This is a genomic window from Sporosarcina gallistercoris (assembly GCF_050459885.1).
Classification (GTDB): domain Bacteria; phylum Bacillota; class Bacilli; order Bacillales_A; family Planococcaceae; genus Sporosarcina; species Sporosarcina gallistercoris_A.
The window spans coordinates 74,017-91,866 of the sequence record NZ_JBCMNO010000009.1 but is presented as its reverse complement, the minus strand read 5'-3'; the positions used below and the strand labels follow the sequence as shown (position 1 = coordinate 91,866).

Below are 17,850 nucleotides of genomic sequence, written 5' to 3'. Positions count from 1 at the left end.
ATGCCTCCTTAAGACTTTACTTGTTCTATAAGTAACTTGCCGATATCTTGTACATCTGCTGAAATGTCTGCGAGCCCCGCTTCTTGTATAGCTCGTGGCATGCCATAGACTACAGCTGTTTCTTCAGACTCAGCAATCGTGAACGTTGTGCAGTGTTCTTTAAGAATTTTCATCCCTTGCAATCCATCATGTCCCATGCCGGTCATAATTGCAGTTACAAATTGGAGCTCGGGCAACTCTGAAACGGATTCCAGTAGCACATCGACTGCAGGCCTGTGGCCCATTCGGGGCGCATCCTGGTCATCTAAACGGATGGCGAAACTCACTCCTATCCTGGCCACTTTCATATGCTTGCCCCCAGGTGCAATGTAAGCAGTATTCTTCTCAATAAGCTCTCCGTTTTCAGCTTCTTTGACAGTGATACTGCATAGACTGTTCAAGCGGTCTGCAAGTGATTTCGTAAATCCAGCAGGCATATGTTGTACGATTAAAATGGGAACACCAATATTTCCAGGAAGTGAAACCAGCACTTGTTGGAGGGCTCTTGGACCCCCTGTCGATGTACCTATAATCATGAATTGCTTTACCGCAGAGCGTGGGAGTGCTCCTTCAGTAGGAGGAACGAACAAACGTTTTTGTGAAACCGTCAATTTTGTTCCAGTTGCCGCTACAGTAGGGCTGGGTGTTACCGCACTCGCTCTGCGGGGAAGGATTTTAACCATATCGATTTGTGAGGCATCCAAGACCTTTTCAATAATAACCTTTTCACTTTCACGTAAATTGAGCGATATCGCACCACCAGGCTTCGTGATAAAGTCCACTGCCCCATATTCCATCGCACGAATCGTATTTTCGGCGCCGTCTTTAGTGGTACTGGACAGCATGATGATCGGCAATGGGTTATCCCTCATGATTTGCTGGAGTGCCTCTAAGCCATTCAGGACTGGCATTTCAATATCAAGAGTCATAACATCCGGTTTTAATAGGCGGGCTTTGTCAACTGCTTCTTGTCCATTTCTTGCAGTGCCGACCACTTCAAGTGACGGATGGGATGAGATGATTTCGGATATTAATTTGCGCATGAAAGCAGAGTCGTCTGCAATGAGTACTTTCTTGGAATCGTTTACGACCACCATCACCCACGTCCCCTCGCAAATAGTTTTTTAAGTTGCCCAAGAAACGTACTTCCTTCTTTACTCTCTATATCGGTTCCTGAAGAAATATAATTAGCAGCAATTGCATTCATTCTTGGAGAAATTGGGGCATTTGGGTAGAGTTTAACGAAAGGCTGCTGTGCGACAACCGATTTGTGAACTGCAGCGTCTTCAGGAAGTGCTCCTAACAACGCTGTTTCTTTGTTCAAGAACTTCCTCATGGCAAATTGAAGACGTGTTATCGCTTCATTTCCATCTTCTTTCGGTTGTACCCGGTTATTTACAATGAAGAATTTCTTTTCGGGATCCCGCAGACAGATGAATTTCATCATCGAGTAAGCGTCTGTAATGGAAGTCGGTTCCGATGTGGCTATGACAACAATCTCATCTACTGACACAATCAGTTCTATTGCACTCTCGGAAGCTCCTGCCCCCATATCGAACAATATATAATCGTATTGCTGCTGCAACGTTTCAAATGCTTCGATGAGCCGTTTAAAACGGGTTTCCGTCCATTCCAATACAGTCTCCAGTCCGGATCCTCCTGAAATGAATTTTAACCCGCTGGCACTTAATGATGTGACTTCTTCCAAAGTCCGGTCACCTGTTAGATATTCCTTCAGACCATACTGAGCTGAAGCACCAAGCAAAATATGGACATTTCCCATACCGATATCCATGTCAACGATAATGACCTGTTTCCCTTGTGATTGTAAGCTATAAGCAAAATTTGTCGTGAAATTCGTTTTACCGACTCCGCCTTTACCGCTAATCACCGCAATGGAACGTGCTGACAGGCCATCCGCTTTCATCATTTTCAGTCGTAGTGCTTCTGCCTGATCACGCATGTGCGCCCTCCTCAAGTAAGAGAGTCAATATTTTTTCTACCGTTGCCTCTTCCAGATCTTCCGGAACTTCCTGACCATCCGCCACGTATGCAATTCCCATATTATAATCTCTCAACAGATTGAAAACCGGTCCGAAAGTTTCTGTTTCATCCAGTTTCGTGAAGATGAATTGTTTAATCGGAAATTCAAGGAATTGGTCGATGATTGACCGCATGTCTGATTCCTTTGTTGTAGCGGAAAGAACTAAATAGGATTCCATTTCCAATTTAAAATCGATGAGTTTCTTAAGATCTTCTACAAACTTCTTCTCTTTATAATTACGACCCGCCGTGTCAATGAACACAATATCTTTCGCACTCAAGTTCTTTAATGCCTCTTTGAAATCAGTGTCATTATAAGCCACTTCAACAGGTGCTTGAAGAAGATTTGCATAGGTCCTCAATTGCTCGATTGCAGCGATCCTATATGTATCTGTAGTAACAAACCCTGCTTTGCGCTTGTTTTCGATGAGTGAACGCGCTGCAATTTTTGCAATGGTTGTTGTTTTTCCTACTCCTGTCGGTCCGAGTACGTTGACATATTTCTTTTTAAAGTGAACCCCGCCGAACGGCAAGTCTGCAAGCTCTTCCTTCAAAATTTCACGTGCGATTTTTTTCTGTTCATCTGCTGTGAAATCGACCTTTTCAGCCTTCATGCGGGCAAAAATCTCACTGGCAATCTTTTGAATCGTTGCATCGTTCAGCTCTTGAGCACTTAATCTAGTCAACAATGCCTGCATTTCTTCAGGATATTGGTGAAACTCAAAAGGTGCATGATTCGCCTTAAGAAGCTGTTTCATTTCCTTCATTTCTTTTTTCAGTTCATCGATCATGGCTTCTTGTCCGCTATCACGTTTAACATGTTCAGTGAAAAGCGGAACTGTTTTTTCTTTAGGCGATATCGGTTCATCATATCCGGCAACAACTTCCACGCTCTTCTTTTTGAAAAGTCCTAAGATCCCTTTGGATTGGACAATGGTGGAACTCAGAATCACTGAATCCTCACCAAAGTCTTGCCGGATTTTCTCCATCGCTTGGACCATTGTATCTGCAGTATATTTTTTCATTTTCATGCGACATCCACCACCCCTACACTCTGTACTTCCACAGATGCTTCCAACTCATTATAAGACAAGATCGGGATTTGCGGGAAATAGCGTTCTGTAATTTGTCTCAAGTACATTCTGACTGCCGGTGAACAAAGGATGACTGGTGATTGGTCGAGTAATGCAACACGTTCCACTTCACTTGCAATCGATTCTAAGATGGCCTGGGAGTTTTGTGGGTCAATCGTTAAATAGTTCCCCTGTTCTGTTTGCTGGACACTATCTGCAATCAGTTTTTCAACTTTTCCAGAAACCGTCATGACCTTCAATGCTTGTCCTTGAGGCGTATATTGTTCCGTAATCTGACGGGCTAGGGACTGTCTAGCATACTCCGTCAACAAATCTACATCCGACGTATATTTGGAAGAATCTGCGAGAGTTTCAAATATGATTGGCAAGTTACGAATTGATATATGTTCACTTAGCAATTTCGCTAACACTTTTTGGATTTCTCCAACAGATAATGGCGTTGGTGTAAGTTCGTCCACAAGAATCGGATACGATTCGTGTACATGATCGATTAGTTGCTTCGTTTCTTGTCGGCCGATCAAATCTGAGGCATTTGCGCGAATGATTTCGGTCAAATGTGTCGAAACGACACTTGGCGGATCGACAACAGTATAGCCTAAGATTTCCGCATCCTCTTTCACCTCTTCGGTAATCCATTTTGCTGGAAGGCCGAACGACGGCTCGATAGTATCGATACCCGGTATGGAATCATCTCCTCCCGGACTCATTGCTAAGTAGTGGTCCAGCAATAATTCTCCTCTCGCCATTTCACTGCCTTTGATTTTTATCCTGTATTCATTCGGCTGAAGCTGAATATTATCGCGAATCCGTACCACAGGTATGACCAGACCCAGTTCAAGAGCAAGCTGTCTTCTGATCATGACTACGCGATCGAGCAGATCACCGCCTTGGGATGCATCAACAAGCGGGATAAGTCCATAACCGAATTCAAACTCCACTGGGTCTACATTCAATAGGTTGACAACATTTTCCGGACTTTTCAGACCTTCAGTTTGTTCACTTTCTTCAAGTTCCAGCAATTCATCCGGATCCTCATCTTTAGGACGGGACATCATGTATGCACTAACCGCAAGTGCAACGGCAATTGGAATGGTTAAAATATCATTAATAGGGGTTGCCAGTCCCAATAACAGAATCGTCACAGCAGCTACATATAACAATTTTGGCTGACCTAATAATTGGCTCGTGATATCCGATCCCAAGTTCCCTTCTGAAGCAGCTCGTGTAACGACGATTCCGGTTGCGGTAGAAATAAGCAATGCCGGGATTTGTGATACAATCCCATCACCGACTGTCAGTTTAGAAAATGTTGTTGCAGCTTCTGCAAATGGAAGTCCTAATTGGACAACACCAATAATCATCCCGACAAGCAAGTTGATCATGACGATGATAATCCCTGCAATCGCATCTCCCTTCACGAACTTTGTCGCACCATCCATTGCACCATAAAAATCTGCCTCGTTACTGACTTTTTCCCGGCGTTCTCTTGCTTGGGTGTCAGAAATCATTCCTGCATTCAAATCCGCGTCAATACTCATTTGCTTACCTGGCATTGCATCCAATGTGAATCGAGCCGCAACTTCAGAAACACGCTCAGAACCTTTAGTAATAACAATGAATTGAATAATAATCAAAATTACGAACACGACAAGTCCGACAATCACGTTTCCTCCGGTTACGAAAGAACCGAACGTGTCCACGACACCACCTGCACTCCCGTCACTTAAAATCGCACGGGTAGTGGAAACGTTAAGTCCGAGACGAAAGAGTGTCAGTAAAAGGAGCAAGGATGGGAAGATTGAAAACTGCAATGCTTCTTGCATATTCATAGCTGTAAGAAGCACTAGCAGTGCGAGTGTGATATTAATGATAATCAGGAAACTGAGCAACCAGTGAGGCAAAGGAATGACAAGCATCGCAACAATCATTATCACGGATGCGAGTACACCGATATCTTTAAACTGCATGTCATCCCCACTTTCTGTTGTTCATTTAAATTTTGCGCTGAATCCGGTAGACATACGCCAGTACTTCAGCCACTGCTTTAAAAAATTGATCGGGAATCCGATCCCCGATTTCCGTATCTGCATAAAGAGCACGAGCTAGCGGTCGATTTTCGACTGTCACAATATCGTTCTCTTTCGCAATGAGTTTAATCTTTTGCGCAATGAAGTCGACACCTTTCGCAACCACAACCGGTGCATCCATATCACCATCTGTATACTTAATGGCGATTGCATAGTGCGTCGGATTCGTAATGACCACGTCAGCTTGTGGGACTTCTTGCATCATTCTTCTCATAGCCATTTCTCGTTGACGCTGTTTGATTTTGGATTTAATCAACGGATCGCCCTCTGAATTTTTATATTCATCTTTAATGTCTTGTTTCGACATTTTCAAGTTTTTTTCATAGTCAAATTTCTGGTATAGAAAGTCGAGAATCGAAATGAATAATAAAACAAATGAAGCGGTTATTCCCATCAAAGCAACTAGTTCCCCAACAGTTTTCATGACAGCTGATGGCGTTTTAAAAGCTAGATTCAATACCTTATCAATATTATTGTAAAGAATTATGGAGGTGACTCCACCGATAAATGAGATCTTCAATAACGACTTAAGTAACTCCACAATTGCTTTTATGGAAAAAATCCGTTTGAGACCTTTTATAGGGTCTATTTTCTTCAAATCGAATTTTAATGGTTCTCCTGTGAATAGCAATCCGAACTGTATCAAATTCCCGGCAATTGCAGCTACCATCGCAATCAGCATGACAGGAAGCATGATGAATGCCATTTCTTTAATGACTTCCATGTAAATCATCATGGTTTGGTCGATGTCCAGCTTTTCCATCGTTATGTATGTATGAAACGTTTCCTTGAAAAACTTATAAAAACGGTCTTTCATGAATCCTGCTGCAAAAAACAAAAAAAGGAATACAGATAGCAGCACAATTGCACTGGTCACGTCCTGACTTTTTAAGACTTGACCTTTTTTTCGAGAATCTTCCCGTTTTTTCGGTGTCGCCTTTTCGGTTTTCTCCCCCGCAAAAAATTGAAGATCCAAGCGCAACATGTACTTATCCTCCTCCTAACAACACCATTAAATCCCTCATGCTAACCGCCATCACTTCAAATATTTTTTGCATCATCGCTACAATGACGCCTCCCATTATGAAGAGAACAAGGAATCCCACACCGATTTTTATCGGGAAACCTATGACGAAAATGTTGAGCTGAGGCACTGTCCGTGCAGTAATACCAAGCGCTAAATCGACCAAGAACAATGTAGCAACAATCGGGATGGCCATCTGAAAGGATATCCCGAAAACCGCGGCCATCGTTTTCAATACGTGCTCAGCGACACGTTCACTTCCGAATGTTGGCCAAAGTTGGTCTATAGGAAGAAATTGATAACTGTAAAATACCCCATCGAGCAACACGTGATGTCCATTCACCGCGAGTAGCAATAACAACGCCAATGAGTTGAAAAACTGCCCCATCAAAGGGGATTGCGTTCCTGTTTGAGGGTCAATGACATTTGCAATCGCGAATCCCATTTGAAAATCTATGAGACCTCCTGCGACTTGAATGGCAGCCATTACCATGAAGGCGATAATTCCAATAGTCAACCCTATCAAGGCTTCTTTTAGAACGAGCATGATGTATGCTCCATTGATTTCAAGGTCTGGCACGTTTAAAGTGAATACGAGCACCCATGCAAGCAGCGCAGCAAAAACAATCCTCATAACAGGCGGAATCGCTCGGTATGAAAATAAAGGCAGGGTAACAAAGAAAGCTGAAATCCTCGTCAAAACTAATAGATAGGTCGCAACATATGGCATGAATGCTTCCATCAGGGCTACCCTATATACCGCGTCAAATTATCAAAAATATCAGCAGCATACGCCGTCACTTTTGACAGCATCCACGGCCCGAAAAATACAATAGCAACGAGTACAGCAACAATCTTAGGTACGAATGCAAGAGTCTGTTCTTGGATTTGAGTGGTTGCTTGAAAAATACTGACCGCTAATCCGGTCACTAACGCTACAATTAGCAGGGGCCCTGCTGTCATAAGAATCACCCACACCGATCGCTCGGCCACTGCAATGATCATTTCTCCTGTCATTCTGAACCCCTCCTAAAAGCTTTGCAGCAGTGATTTAACGATCAGGTACCAACCATCCACTAAGACAAACAACAAAATTTTAAATGGCAATGAAATCATTACCGGCGGCAGCATCATCATCCCCATCGACATGAGAATACTGGCGACTATCATATCAATGACGAGAAACGGAATGAAGATCATGAATCCCATTTGGAATGCTGTCTTGATTTCACTCAATGCAAAAGCAGGCACCATCATTGTTAACGGGATGTCTTCCATTGTTTCTGGTCGATCTGCGTTATTATATCTTAAAAATAATTCCAAGTCTTTTTGTCGCGTATGTTTTCCCATGAATTCCTTGAAAGGGACACTGGCTTTCTCATAGGCATCATCCAAGGATATCTCTTCAGCAAACAACGGTTTCAGTGCTTCATCGTTCACCTGTTGAAAAGTTGGTGCCATGATGAAAAAAGTCAAAAACAAGGCAAGTCCTACGAGAACTTGATTTGGGGGCATTTGCTGGGTCGCCAAAGCTGAGCGAACAAATGATAAAACAATAATGATCCTGGCGAACGATGTCATCAGGATCAGAATCGCTGGAGCTAAAGACAGAACGGTCAATAGAAGAAGCATCTTTACGGATGTCGAAACTGCACCCGGATCACTATCCGAAAAAAATTGCATAAAGTCATTCATTCCGATTGCGCTCCTTCTCCGTCAGCTGATTGAGCTGACGTTTCCTCTCGTTCTCGATTTCAGTCAGCTTATTTTTAAATAGTTTTCCGAAATCATTCGGTTCCTCTTGCTTCTGATAGGGATTAGTCTTTCTCGCTTTAACACCGTTCACCAATTTCATGAAGAGGCTTTGCTGAAGAACTTGATCCTCTTCGGAATAATAATCAGCTAATTGAGCAATCTCTTCTGGATCCGATAGTTCTTTAAGCAGCCGAACATCTTCCCCAACACCAATCAGGAAATACTGGTTCCCTATTTTGACTAATTGAATCGACTTTTGCTGACCAAGAGATAAGCCACCCATGTTTTGCATAAGCTTGCCGTGTTGTGTCACCCGGTTGCGCGTATTGATGAACTTCACCATTCCATAGATCAACGCAATGACAAATCCTAGCGCCAAAAGGGTCTTTATATAATCCCATGCTGTCAAACCGACCGGTGAAGGTGATGTCTCCTTGTTCAGTTCCTCTTTATCGGGTGACTCGATTTTTTCAGCAGGAGATTCATCCTGTCCTTTATTGTTCTTAAGGTAATCGGTAACCGATGAATCCGTTTCTGCTTGGGCAGCTACAGGATTCAAACAGGAACAAACCAAAAGCGTAATGAGCAACAGAATACTGATGACTGAAAAGTTAGGTTTGTCAGCTAAGAGCTTTTTCAATTGCTTCTACAACCCGGTCTGCCTGGAATGGCTTCACAATGAAGTCTTTTGCACCTGCTTGAATTGCGTCGATTACCATTGCTTGCTGCCCCATTGCCGAACACATGATGATTGTTGCATTCGGATCTCTTTCTTTGATTGCTTTTAGTGCTGCGATGCCATCCATTTCCGGCATAGTAATATCCATAGTAACGAGATCCGGTTTTAACTCGAAATACTTCTCAACTGCTTGGATTCCGTCAGCAGCCTCTCCAACAACCTCAAAGTTATTTTTGGAAAGAATATCTTTTACCATCATTCGCATAAATGCTGCATCATCCACTATTAGAATACGTTTTGACATTTCCATGACCTCCAAGGTTTATCGTAAATTATTTAACCGTTCTGTTTGGCTCAAGATATCCGTAATCCGTACACCGAAATTCTCATCGATGACAACTACTTCCCCCTTAGCAATGTGTCTGTTATTCACCAGGATATCCACGGGCTCTCCTGCAAGTTTGTCGAGTTCAATAATAGACCCACTCGACATTTCCAATATCTCCTTAACGGAACGTTTCGTTCTTCCTAACTCAACTGTCACTTTCAATGGAATATCTAATAATAAGTTTAAGTTAGAAGCTTCGGATTGAGTTAACGATGGCGATTCAAAGCTTGCAAATTGTGCTTGTTGTACATTTGCATGCTGATTTTGCTGTTGCCTCTGTGGCAATTGCTGAGGTTCACTATAGCCTGGATTTGTTGTCTGCGCAGGTGGCTGTTGTTGAACTTCTTGACGCTGTTCGTGTTGTGGTGCAGCCTGCTGGGCAGGTTCCGCAACGGTTGGAGCTGTTTCAGCAGCCGTATCTCCGACTAGTGACAAGACAAGCTCTTTACCAAGACCGAGCGGGAACAACTGCATAATATTCGAGTCAATCAGCGTACCGACTTTCAAATTGAACGACACACGGATGAGGAGATCTTCATTGGGAATGCTTCCTGTGCCTTTGTCTTCTTGTACGTTCAATAGCTCAATTGTAGGCGGTGAAATATCCACTTTTTTATTGAACAAAGTGGACATCGATGTTGCAGCAGAACCCATCATTTGGTTCATTGCTTCTTGAACGGCACTTAAATGGATTTCGCCCAAATCCGTATTTGGAGTAAGTCCATCTCCCCCCAGCATGAGGTCTGCAATAATTGCAGCATCACTCTGCTTTATGACGAGCAAATTCGTCCCGCTCAGTCCCACTGTATATTCAACGCCTACCGCAACGTACGGATGAACAAATTCGGTTTCAAGGTCATTCCGATCAATAACAGAAATCGTTGGTGTCGTAATTTCAACTTTTTGACCTAGCAAACCGGATAACGCTGTTGCCGAACTTCCAAAAGAAATATTACCGATTTCACCTAAAGCATCTTGCTCCATGTCATCGAGATAATCATCAGTTGAGATGCCTGATATCTCCAGTTCTGATTCAGCCCCGGTATCAATGGATTCTCCGCGTAACAGAGCTTCTATTTCTTCCTGTGAAAGGATATTGTCACTCATCATCTTCGTCATCCCCTCCAATCAGGGTATCAAGTATTTGGACAGCCATTCGATTTCTTAAATGGCCAGGTTGAGCAGTGAACTTTGGAATGTCGCTCACTTCTATAATAAGGGGTGCATCATACGCTGTATCCAGTTCAATGACATCGTCAAGTTGTAAATATAGTAAGTCTTCGATCGTCATAGCTCCTTCACCCAGTTTAGCAACAACTGGTAACTCAGCTTTCTTTATTCTCTTTTCAAGCACGATACTTTGCTCAGGAGTCGGTTCCTTCTTATTCGTCTGCATCCAGTAGCGAACAGAGAGGTTTGGTACAATCGGTTCCAACACGACGTGTGGAATACAGATGTTGATCATTCCACTTGACTCCCCAATAACAATATTGAACGATATGACAACCACTGTCTCGTTGGGAGAGATCATTTGAAGAAATTGCGGATTCACTTCCATTTCAGCGAGAAATGGATCGATGTCCGCAATATTCGACCAAGCTTCACGCAGGTTGTCAAAAGATCGCTCAAACAAACCTGTAAGAATCTTTGTTTCAATCTCTGTCATATTATCAATTTTCCCCGAACTCTCACCATAGCCGCCCATCAGTCGTTCCAGCATGGAATATGCGACATTCGGATTGACTTCCATAATGATGTTTCCTTCAAGTGGGGGGACTTCAAAAATATTGAGGAGCGTCATGTTCGGGATCGACCGAATGAACTCTTCAAAAGGAATTTGGTCGACGGATGCTACATTAATTTGAATATACGTACGTAATTTTGCTGAAAAATACGTAGTGAGCAATCGAGCGAAGTTTTCATGAATTCTTGTCAAACTTCGAATTTGGTCTTTTGAAAAGCGCAGTGCCCGTTTGTAATCATAAACTTTTACTTTCTTGGTCTCATCTTCTTTTTTTATTTCGTCCGCAGTCATTTCACCTGTTGAAATGGCGGACAGCAGTGCGTCTATCTCGTTTTGAGACAAAATATCTCCCGACATTAGGCCACCTCCTTCTTACTAGTAATTGGCTGCATCATTATTGAATAATGTAGGAAACGATATATACCTTTTCAATCTTCCCTTCTTGCATAAGAGGATTTAACTGAGCCTTGATGGCATCTTCGAAAGCTTGTTTTCCAGTTTTCCCTTCAAAATCTTTAGCACTCTTCTCGGACAGTTCCTGGATGACGATGTTATTCACTTGGAAGTCGCGTTTTGTAAGTTCTTCTGCTGACTTTTTATTACTCGTTTGGATTTTCAGTGAAATACGGATGAATTGACGGCCGCTTAAATTTGTTGTAATTTCTGGAATGTCTACGGAGGACTCAATGATTTCATCTATGGTTGGCTCTTTTTGCGTCTCGTCTCCATTTTTCAATTGTAATGTTAGGATGAGACCCACAACCCCGATGAGTGTAATGCTAACTAATATGATTAAAGAGACTGTCAAAACTTTATTCTTCATCTTCTTCACCTCGCAAATGTGGGTTCGACAGCAGTTGAACTGATTGATAGAACTTAAGGATGCGGTCGTTCACTGTATCCATTGAATCGAGAACGACGTATTTGGTACCCGTCGTCAACGTAATGGTCGTATCGGGAAACGTTTCCACTTTTTCTATGTAGAGCGCATTCAAATGGAATGGAGCTCCGTTCAGGCGTGTCACTTGAATCATATGTAAAGGGCCAGGCACAAGAGCCGGCCCAACCCTCCTTTAACGAGCAGATTATGTGTTTCTCACTTTGATACTCGGATGAAACTGGATACTTCTACTGACCCCCGTTGTTTTCCGCTACAGACGGACGCTTTCCGAGGGGCTCGATCCGGAGTCGCCGTCTTTCGCTTCAAACAACCAGCATTTTTCGATTTCAATTTGAATATAAAATAATTGAAATAAGCTAATTATCGCTTCAAGTTTACGAGTTCTTGAAGGATTTCGTCAGACGTCGTGATGATCCGTGTGTTGGCTTGGAATCCACGTTGAGCGACGATCATTTCCGTGAATTCTTCAGAGAGATCGACATTGGACATTTCCAGGGAGCCGGATTTAACTGTACCACGGCCTGAATCCAATGGCTTACCTGTATTCGCCGTTCCAGAGTTAGCTGATTGCTGATATAGATTGCCTCCAACCTTTTCTAAGCCTCCTGGATTATTAAACGTAGCAATATTTAATCTCCCAGCTACTTGAAGTTTACCGTCTTGAACGTAATTCACTGTACCATCTTGTCCAATCGACATATTAGTAGCATCATTAGGTATTTTAATTGAACCATAATTAGTAGCATTATCAGCTTTCAATACAGTTGTTTTAACAGGCGGTGTCCCAGTAGTAGTTTCCACGTTCTGCAACCCCTGTACGAATCTTCCATCGCCATCAACTAAGGCCCCTTCATTATCCATGTAAAAATTACCAGCTCTTGTATATTGAACATCCGTAGTCTTCGCACCGCTTTGTACGATAAAGAAGCCATCTCCTTCAATCGCCAAGTCTAACGTATTCCCTGTGAATTGTGTAGAACCTGCTGTATGGAGTGTGTCAATTGCTGCGAGTTGTGAACCTAGACCTACTTGCTTAGGGTTTACCCCACCACGTGTATTTCCGACTGGTGCACTTGCCCCAGCAACTGTCTGTGAATACAAATCCTTAAATACCGTACGTCCCTTTTTAAAGCCATACGTATTCACGTTGGAAATGTTGTTACCAATTACATCCAACTTCGTTTGGAAATTTTTGAGTCCTGAAATTCCTGCATACATTGAGCGTAACATAATGTGTTTTCCCCTCTCGGATTGTAAGGTGCATCTGCCTCTGTCGGTCGGCAGTGCGGTGGCATCCTCATTTTTCAAGGTCCTGCCATTGTTCGTTTGTTAACTTAGGATAATCGTTCCATCGATGTTCGTGAACAGCTGATCTTTCGCTTCCTTACGATCCATCGCTGTTATGACAGTGGAATTTTTTGCACTGACAATGAGTGCGGCTTGGTCCAGCAGTACGAGTGAGTCGCGAATCCCTTTCGCTTTTGCCTCGTTCACTTTGTCCGTGACATGAGCCCATTCGGCTTCAGAAATTGTGATATTCCGTTCCGTCAAACGTTCTGTCGCATGTTTACTGACCTTTAGCGTTTGTGGTGCGAGCGCGTTGTTCAGTTGCTCGACAAAAGACTGTTTCGGTACGGACTGTTTCAATTGTCCGGGTCGTAGTTGCGGCTGCGATTGGAGACGCTGGATGTTGAGCTGTTCCATACAATCGCTCCGTTCTGACTAGTTATTTGCTTATTGAAGTGAATTTGTTCCCTTCGACCTTTTCTCCGTTTTCAAGAATGTACATTAGCTTTCCATCTTTGTTGGATACTGATGCAACTTTTCCTGTCTTTTCGGTTTCCCCGTCAAGATAGCCCACTGTCTTACCGATCAGCATGCTTGCTTCTACTAAACTATTCGAATTCCCTCCGCCTGAAAGTACCTCAGAAATATTACCCGGTGACAATTCTTGCCCATCATCCATTGTGAATACTACAGAACCATTCACATATTTAATGGATTTGATAGTTCCTGTGCCTTCTGTAATGACTGGTTTCCCGTCTTCATCGGGCTTTTCCGCCACTTTGTGCCATTTAATATCTTTACCAACAAACGAATTGTACTGGATCAATTGGCTTTGATTTTGGGATTCCGCGAACTTCTCAAAAGCCTTTGTGAGGTTCATAGTTTGTTCCAGTGCAGAAAACTGCGCCATTTGTGCGATGAACTCGTTATCTTTCATCGGGTTAGTAGGATCCTGATTCTGCAACTGCGCTATGAGAAGCTTCATGAAGTCATCTTTGCCTAATGTACCTTGACCTGTTTTGCGTTCATCCCTCTGCTTATTCACAAGATACATGGAATCTGTGATCAGTTTTTGTCCTTCTACCATCTGCTACACCTCCACATCCAGCAAATATTCTTGGAATGATTGCTGTTCATCAAGTTCCTCTTCTTGCGTCTCTTGCTGGTCGCCTTGCCCTGTAAACTGTTGATGATTAAAGTTCTGACTTCGCTCATTACGCGTGGCATCTTGAACAGCTTGCGTCACGTCAATCCGATCCACTTGAATGTTTTGCTGGCTGAACGACTGCCTTAACTGATGCAGTTGGCTGTCGAGCATTTCTTTTCCTAATGCCGTCGATGCAAGGATTCTGGCAGTCATAACTCCGTTGATCTGAATGAGTTCAATTCGTATTTGACCAAGTTGCTCAGGATTCAGCTTGACTAACAAACGATTTGTGCCGCCCTGTTGACCAAAATTCGTCTGTTTAAAGAGCCCTTGTAATTTTGCAAGCAACGCTTCAGATTGACTTACCGGACGTGATTCGGGCGTCTCCGCTGAAAAAACATTCTTGGATACTATCGGCTGAGCATTGATATTTTGAAGGTGTTGAACTTGATTTTGCTCGCTTTTTCCTTCATTGTGTGACTGTTCGTGACTACTTTTTGACATAGATAACGTTACACTCGCAAAAGCAGATTGTGAATGAGGTTGAGTCCTAGTATCATTCGCTTTAAGACTGGCTTCACTTTCAAGCATACCTTTCAACTGTAAACCCAATTCTGTCAAACTTGTTTGTTGCCAACCGAGCAAGTCTTTATTCGGCAGCACTGTTTGAACTGTTTTCAACAGAGCTAGAATGTTTGTCGCTTGTTGTTGAGTAAGTTTGTCCTTACCATTGAGCATCTCTTCAAGTTCAGCGGATAATTTAGGCGCCTGTTCGTTAGTAATAGTCAACAGGGTCCATAAATCGTTAGCATACATGACTTCCGCTAGTTCTTCTTTAGAAACACCCGCTTCTTCCAACAATTTGCTTATGGTTTCCATTAGCTCTGTCAGATCAAGCTCTAAGACTTCCGCCCACTCTTCAAGCGAACTGGCTTGGCCAAGATTACCGAGACCACTCACTAGATCTTGTTTTGGTATCTCTGTCAGATCTTCCAATGCTTTAGCAAGATCCTCGACAGTCGCAGCAGATAAGACATCATAGATTGGTTCTGATGAAGACCCAGTCTGAGTGCTTGAAACAGATGTTTTTGGTGTTTCGACACTTTTCATCATTCCCGCAAACACAGAACCGAATATCCCCCCGGATTCCCGAGTTGTTTTTACTGCCTTTCCAGATACAGCAGCGGGTGTTGCTATTGCTACTGGCACTGAATTAATATTCATTTTTTCACCTCCTAAGTCATAATCTATTACTTTATGATTATATCATCATTTAGCTAAAAGGGCAGTATATTTAGCAGCATCTTCCGGTGACATTTTTTCAAGAACTGCTGCTAGCGTATTTGCTTTCATTTGTGATAGAAGCTGGAGCGCTTGGTCATCTTCCATCTTTGTAATAACAGGAGCTGCTGATTTTGCGGACATCTGTTCAAACGTTGACACTAGCTGTCCTATTTCTTTTTTGGAGTCATCATTCGTTCTCTGCAGAACTAAAATTTCAGCTTGCAACTTTTCTTGCGCAAGAGTCAACTCTTCATTTTTCGCATTCGACTTCTTCAAGTCTTCTTGGATGTCCATCAATTGCTGCTCCTTTTGTTTCAACTCTTCTTTCATGGCCACAACACGATCCGCCAGTATTTTTTCATCTTTTTTTGTCGAAGAATCTTGCTTTTTCTGTTCCAGCGCTGGTATTGAGGCTGTCCATTCTTTCGCCTTATCCGCCACATTCACGTCTGCAACTTTCGCAATAATAAGCAGAACCGCAATCGCAAAAATAAGCGGAATCACAAACCAAGCGAGTAACATTTGAAAGAAACTTCCTGCCTTACGCTCGTCTTGATAGGAGTCTGGCGTCTTATTCTTTTTTTGCTTCACCGGCTTACCACCCATTTTCTTTTTTGCGGAATTTCAGTGTAGAAAGTTCATCCAATCGTTCTGCTTCTTTATGTTCCATTTCTTCTTGATAAGCATCCTGATCTTTCTCCCGCATTTTTTCGTATTTTTTCACTTCAATCGTTTTTTCCAACAACCGTTCTTCATACCAACTCATTTTACTACGTGCTTGAATCACTTGCTGTTGAACGGAATGGATTTTCGCTTCAATACTTTGTATGAATCTTGCATAGTGATGAATCTCATTCACTGAAAATCCTATTGCCATTTTCTTTTGCTGCTCCACCAGGATATCTTCTTTCTTTTTCAACAAGTCATATAGCTGAGTGGCAATCTTTTCAAATGACTCGACGGATTCCTTATAAGCGGATTCTGTCTCATTCTTCTCTTGCTCTCGATACGTTAAGACTTTGTCAAAGCGATAATGATATGATTTCATACGCGACTGCCTTCTGAAGCCAATGCAATCAGTTCTTCAATGCTTTCTTCCATCGAAATATTATCTTTGTATCCCTGTTTCAGGAACTTTGTGATGAGCGGCTCGTATTCAATTGCTTGATCGATTTCTTTAGATGTGCCCCGTTTGTATGCACCGATATTGATGAGGTCTTCAGATTTGTCATACGTATAGTATAATTCACGTAGTTTTTCCGCAGCTTTTACGTGTTCCGGATCGGCAATGTGGTTCATTAACCGGCTAACACTCTTCAGTACATTGATAGCGGGATACTGACCTTTGTTCGCGAGTGTCCTATCTAAAACGATATGACCATCCAAGATTCCTCGAACCGCATCCGCGATGGGTTCATTCATATCATCACCATCGACCAAGACCGTATAGAAAGCGGTGATTGCCCCGAATTCATTTGTACCGCTTCGCTCAAGCAGCTTCGGTAATATCGCAAAAACGGATGGGGTGTATCCGCGGGTAGCAGGCGGTTCACCTACAGCAAGTCCTATTTCCCTTTGTGCCATCGCAACCCGTGTTACCGAGTCCATCATGAGCATGACATTCATGCCTTTATTTCTGAAATACTCCGCGATAGCTGTCGCTGTAAATGCACCCTTTATCCTCATAAGCGCAGGTTGGTCAGATGTCGCCGCAACAACTATCGTACGACTTAACCCTTCAGGGCCTAGGTCCCTATCGATGAATTCACGAACTTCTCTGCCCCGCTCGCCTATCAGTGCAATGACATTAATGTCAGCGGTTGTGTTGCGGGCAATCATACCGAGAAGGGTACTTTTACCAACACCCGAACCAGCAAAAATACCTACGCGCTGACCACTGCCGACTGTCAGCATTCCGTCAATCGCTTTCACTCCGACCGCTAATTTGTCATTGATAGTGGGTCGAGTTAAAACATTTGGAGGACTTTGTTCCGTCCGAACGGTTGCAAGCCCTTTCGGCAGCGCAGAGTTGTCAATTGGATTGCCCATGGAGTCTAGTACTTTTCCGATCAAGTTCATGCCCACTTTTACTTCAAGCGGTTTTCCTGTCCCCTCCACTAAGCAGCCACTGGATATTTCGGTGACATTCGTAAAAGGCATAAGCATAACAATCTCTTCGCGGAATCCGACCACTTCCGCTAAAATTTTCGACTCTGATTTAGTTGTGTGATTCAAGTGAATGATACATAAATCACCGATTGAGCTTTCAGGACCTTTAGACTCAATCATTAACCCAACAACCCGCGCAACTCGACCATATTTTTTGAAGGTGTTAACACTGGTTATTTTGTTGGATAGTTCTTCAGCTTTTTTCATGA

At 42.9% G+C, this 17,850-nt stretch carries 21 protein-coding genes; all 21 read right to left on the bottom strand.

The window, feature by feature from the left end; all coding sequences use genetic code 11:
• Positions 1-8 precede the first annotated feature (8 nt).
• On the bottom strand, positions 9-1,136 hold the full coding sequence (locus tag ABE021_RS07005; RefSeq protein WP_430287716.1) for a protein-glutamate methylesterase/protein-glutamine glutaminase: 1,128 nt from the start codon (positions 1,134-1,136) through the stop codon (positions 9-11).
• Positions 1,136-2,002, bottom strand: coding sequence for a MinD/ParA family protein (locus tag ABE021_RS07000; protein ID WP_430287714.1), 867 nt, complete (start codon positions 2,000-2,002; stop codon positions 1,136-1,138). Before ABE021_RS07000 ends, ABE021_RS07005 begins: the two co-directional genes overlap by 1 nt.
• Positions 1,995-3,113 (bottom strand): flagellar biosynthesis protein FlhF, encoded by a 1,119-nt coding sequence (flhF, locus tag ABE021_RS06995; protein ID WP_430287713.1) that lies wholly within the window; start codon positions 3,111-3,113, stop codon positions 1,995-1,997. The genes ABE021_RS07000 and flhF overlap by 8 nt, the downstream gene beginning before the upstream one ends.
• Positions 3,110-5,143, bottom strand: a complete 2,034-nt coding sequence (flhA, locus tag ABE021_RS06990; RefSeq protein WP_430287710.1) for a flagellar biosynthesis protein FlhA — start codon at positions 5,141-5,143, stop codon at positions 3,110-3,112. The genes flhF and flhA overlap by 4 nt, the downstream gene beginning before the upstream one ends.
• A gap of 25 nt (positions 5,144-5,168) precedes the next feature.
• A complete protein-coding gene (gene flhB / locus ABE021_RS06985) occupies positions 5,169-6,248 on the bottom strand; it encodes a flagellar biosynthesis protein FlhB (protein WP_430287709.1) in 1,080 nt (359 codons plus the stop codon).
• Positions 6,249-6,252: 4 nt separating this feature from the next.
• The gene (gene fliR, locus ABE021_RS06980) at positions 6,253-7,029 is read right to left on the bottom strand and encodes a flagellar biosynthetic protein FliR (protein WP_430287707.1); all 777 of its coding nucleotides are present in this window, start codon (positions 7,027-7,029) and stop codon (positions 6,253-6,255) included.
• A 5-nt stretch (positions 7,030-7,034) separates the two neighbouring features.
• The gene (gene fliQ / locus ABE021_RS06975; protein ID WP_430287706.1) at positions 7,035-7,304 is read right to left on the bottom strand and encodes a flagellar biosynthesis protein FliQ; all 270 of its coding nucleotides are present in this window, start codon (positions 7,302-7,304) and stop codon (positions 7,035-7,037) included.
• A 12-nt stretch (positions 7,305-7,316) separates the two neighbouring features.
• Positions 7,317-7,982: a flagellar type III secretion system pore protein FliP gene (gene fliP / locus ABE021_RS06970; protein ID WP_116016366.1), complete on the bottom strand. Its 666-nt coding sequence runs from the start codon at positions 7,980-7,982 to the stop codon at positions 7,317-7,319.
• Positions 7,975-8,682, bottom strand: coding sequence for a flagellar biosynthetic protein FliO (locus ABE021_RS06965; protein WP_430287703.1), 708 nt, complete (start codon positions 8,680-8,682; stop codon positions 7,975-7,977). Before ABE021_RS06965 ends, fliP begins: the two co-directional genes overlap by 8 nt.
• A complete protein-coding gene (locus tag ABE021_RS06960; RefSeq protein ID WP_430287701.1) occupies positions 8,663-9,025 on the bottom strand; it encodes a response regulator in 363 nt (120 codons plus the stop codon). Before ABE021_RS06960 ends, ABE021_RS06965 begins: the two co-directional genes overlap by 20 nt.
• 18 nt (positions 9,026-9,043) lie before the next feature.
• Positions 9,044-10,216, bottom strand: coding sequence for a flagellar motor switch phosphatase FliY (fliY, locus tag ABE021_RS06955; protein ID WP_430287793.1), 1,173 nt, complete (start codon positions 10,214-10,216; stop codon positions 9,044-9,046).
• Positions 10,209-11,210 carry a flagellar motor switch protein FliM gene (gene fliM, locus ABE021_RS06950; protein WP_430287700.1) on the bottom strand — a complete coding sequence of 334 codons (1,002 nt, stop codon included), beginning with the start codon at positions 11,208-11,210 and terminating at the stop codon, positions 10,209-10,211. The genes fliY and fliM overlap by 8 nt, the downstream gene beginning before the upstream one ends.
• Positions 11,211-11,247: 37 nt before the next feature.
• Positions 11,248-11,676: a flagellar basal body-associated protein FliL gene (gene fliL / locus ABE021_RS06945; RefSeq protein WP_430287698.1), complete on the bottom strand. Its 429-nt coding sequence runs from the start codon at positions 11,674-11,676 to the stop codon at positions 11,248-11,250.
• Complete coding sequence (locus ABE021_RS06940; RefSeq protein ID WP_430287696.1) at positions 11,666-11,887, bottom strand: flagellar FlbD family protein; 222 nt, start codon at positions 11,885-11,887, stop codon at positions 11,666-11,668. The genes fliL and ABE021_RS06940 overlap by 11 nt, the downstream gene beginning before the upstream one ends.
• Before the next feature lie 227 nt (positions 11,888-12,114).
• Positions 12,115-12,984 (bottom strand): flagellar basal body rod protein FlgG, encoded by an 870-nt coding sequence (gene flgG, locus ABE021_RS06935; RefSeq protein WP_430287695.1) that lies wholly within the window; start codon positions 12,982-12,984, stop codon positions 12,115-12,117.
• Positions 12,985-13,083: 99 nt separating this feature from the next.
• The gene (locus ABE021_RS06930; RefSeq protein WP_430287693.1) at positions 13,084-13,458 is read right to left on the bottom strand and encodes a TIGR02530 family flagellar biosynthesis protein; all 375 of its coding nucleotides are present in this window, start codon (positions 13,456-13,458) and stop codon (positions 13,084-13,086) included.
• A 22-nt stretch (positions 13,459-13,480) separates the two neighbouring features.
• Complete coding sequence (gene flgD / locus ABE021_RS06925) at positions 13,481-14,128, bottom strand: flagellar hook assembly protein FlgD (RefSeq protein WP_430287691.1); 648 nt, start codon at positions 14,126-14,128, stop codon at positions 13,481-13,483.
• A 3-nt stretch (positions 14,129-14,131) separates the two neighbouring features.
• Entirely contained in the window at positions 14,132-15,412 is a 1,281-nt protein-coding gene (locus ABE021_RS06920; RefSeq protein WP_430287690.1) for a flagellar hook-length control protein FliK, read from the bottom strand.
• 45 nt (positions 15,413-15,457) lie between these two features.
• Complete coding sequence (locus ABE021_RS06915) at positions 15,458-16,063, bottom strand: MotE family protein (RefSeq protein WP_430287688.1); 606 nt, start codon at positions 16,061-16,063, stop codon at positions 15,458-15,460.
• A 4-nt stretch (positions 16,064-16,067) separates the two neighbouring features.
• Complete coding sequence (gene fliJ, locus ABE021_RS06910; protein ID WP_430287686.1) at positions 16,068-16,520, bottom strand: flagellar export protein FliJ; 453 nt, start codon at positions 16,518-16,520, stop codon at positions 16,068-16,070.
• On the bottom strand, positions 16,517-17,848 hold the full coding sequence (fliI, locus tag ABE021_RS06905) for a flagellar protein export ATPase FliI (protein ID WP_430287684.1): 1,332 nt from the start codon (positions 17,846-17,848) through the stop codon (positions 16,517-16,519). Before fliI ends, fliJ begins: the two co-directional genes overlap by 4 nt.
• Positions 17,849-17,850 lie beyond the last annotated feature (2 nt).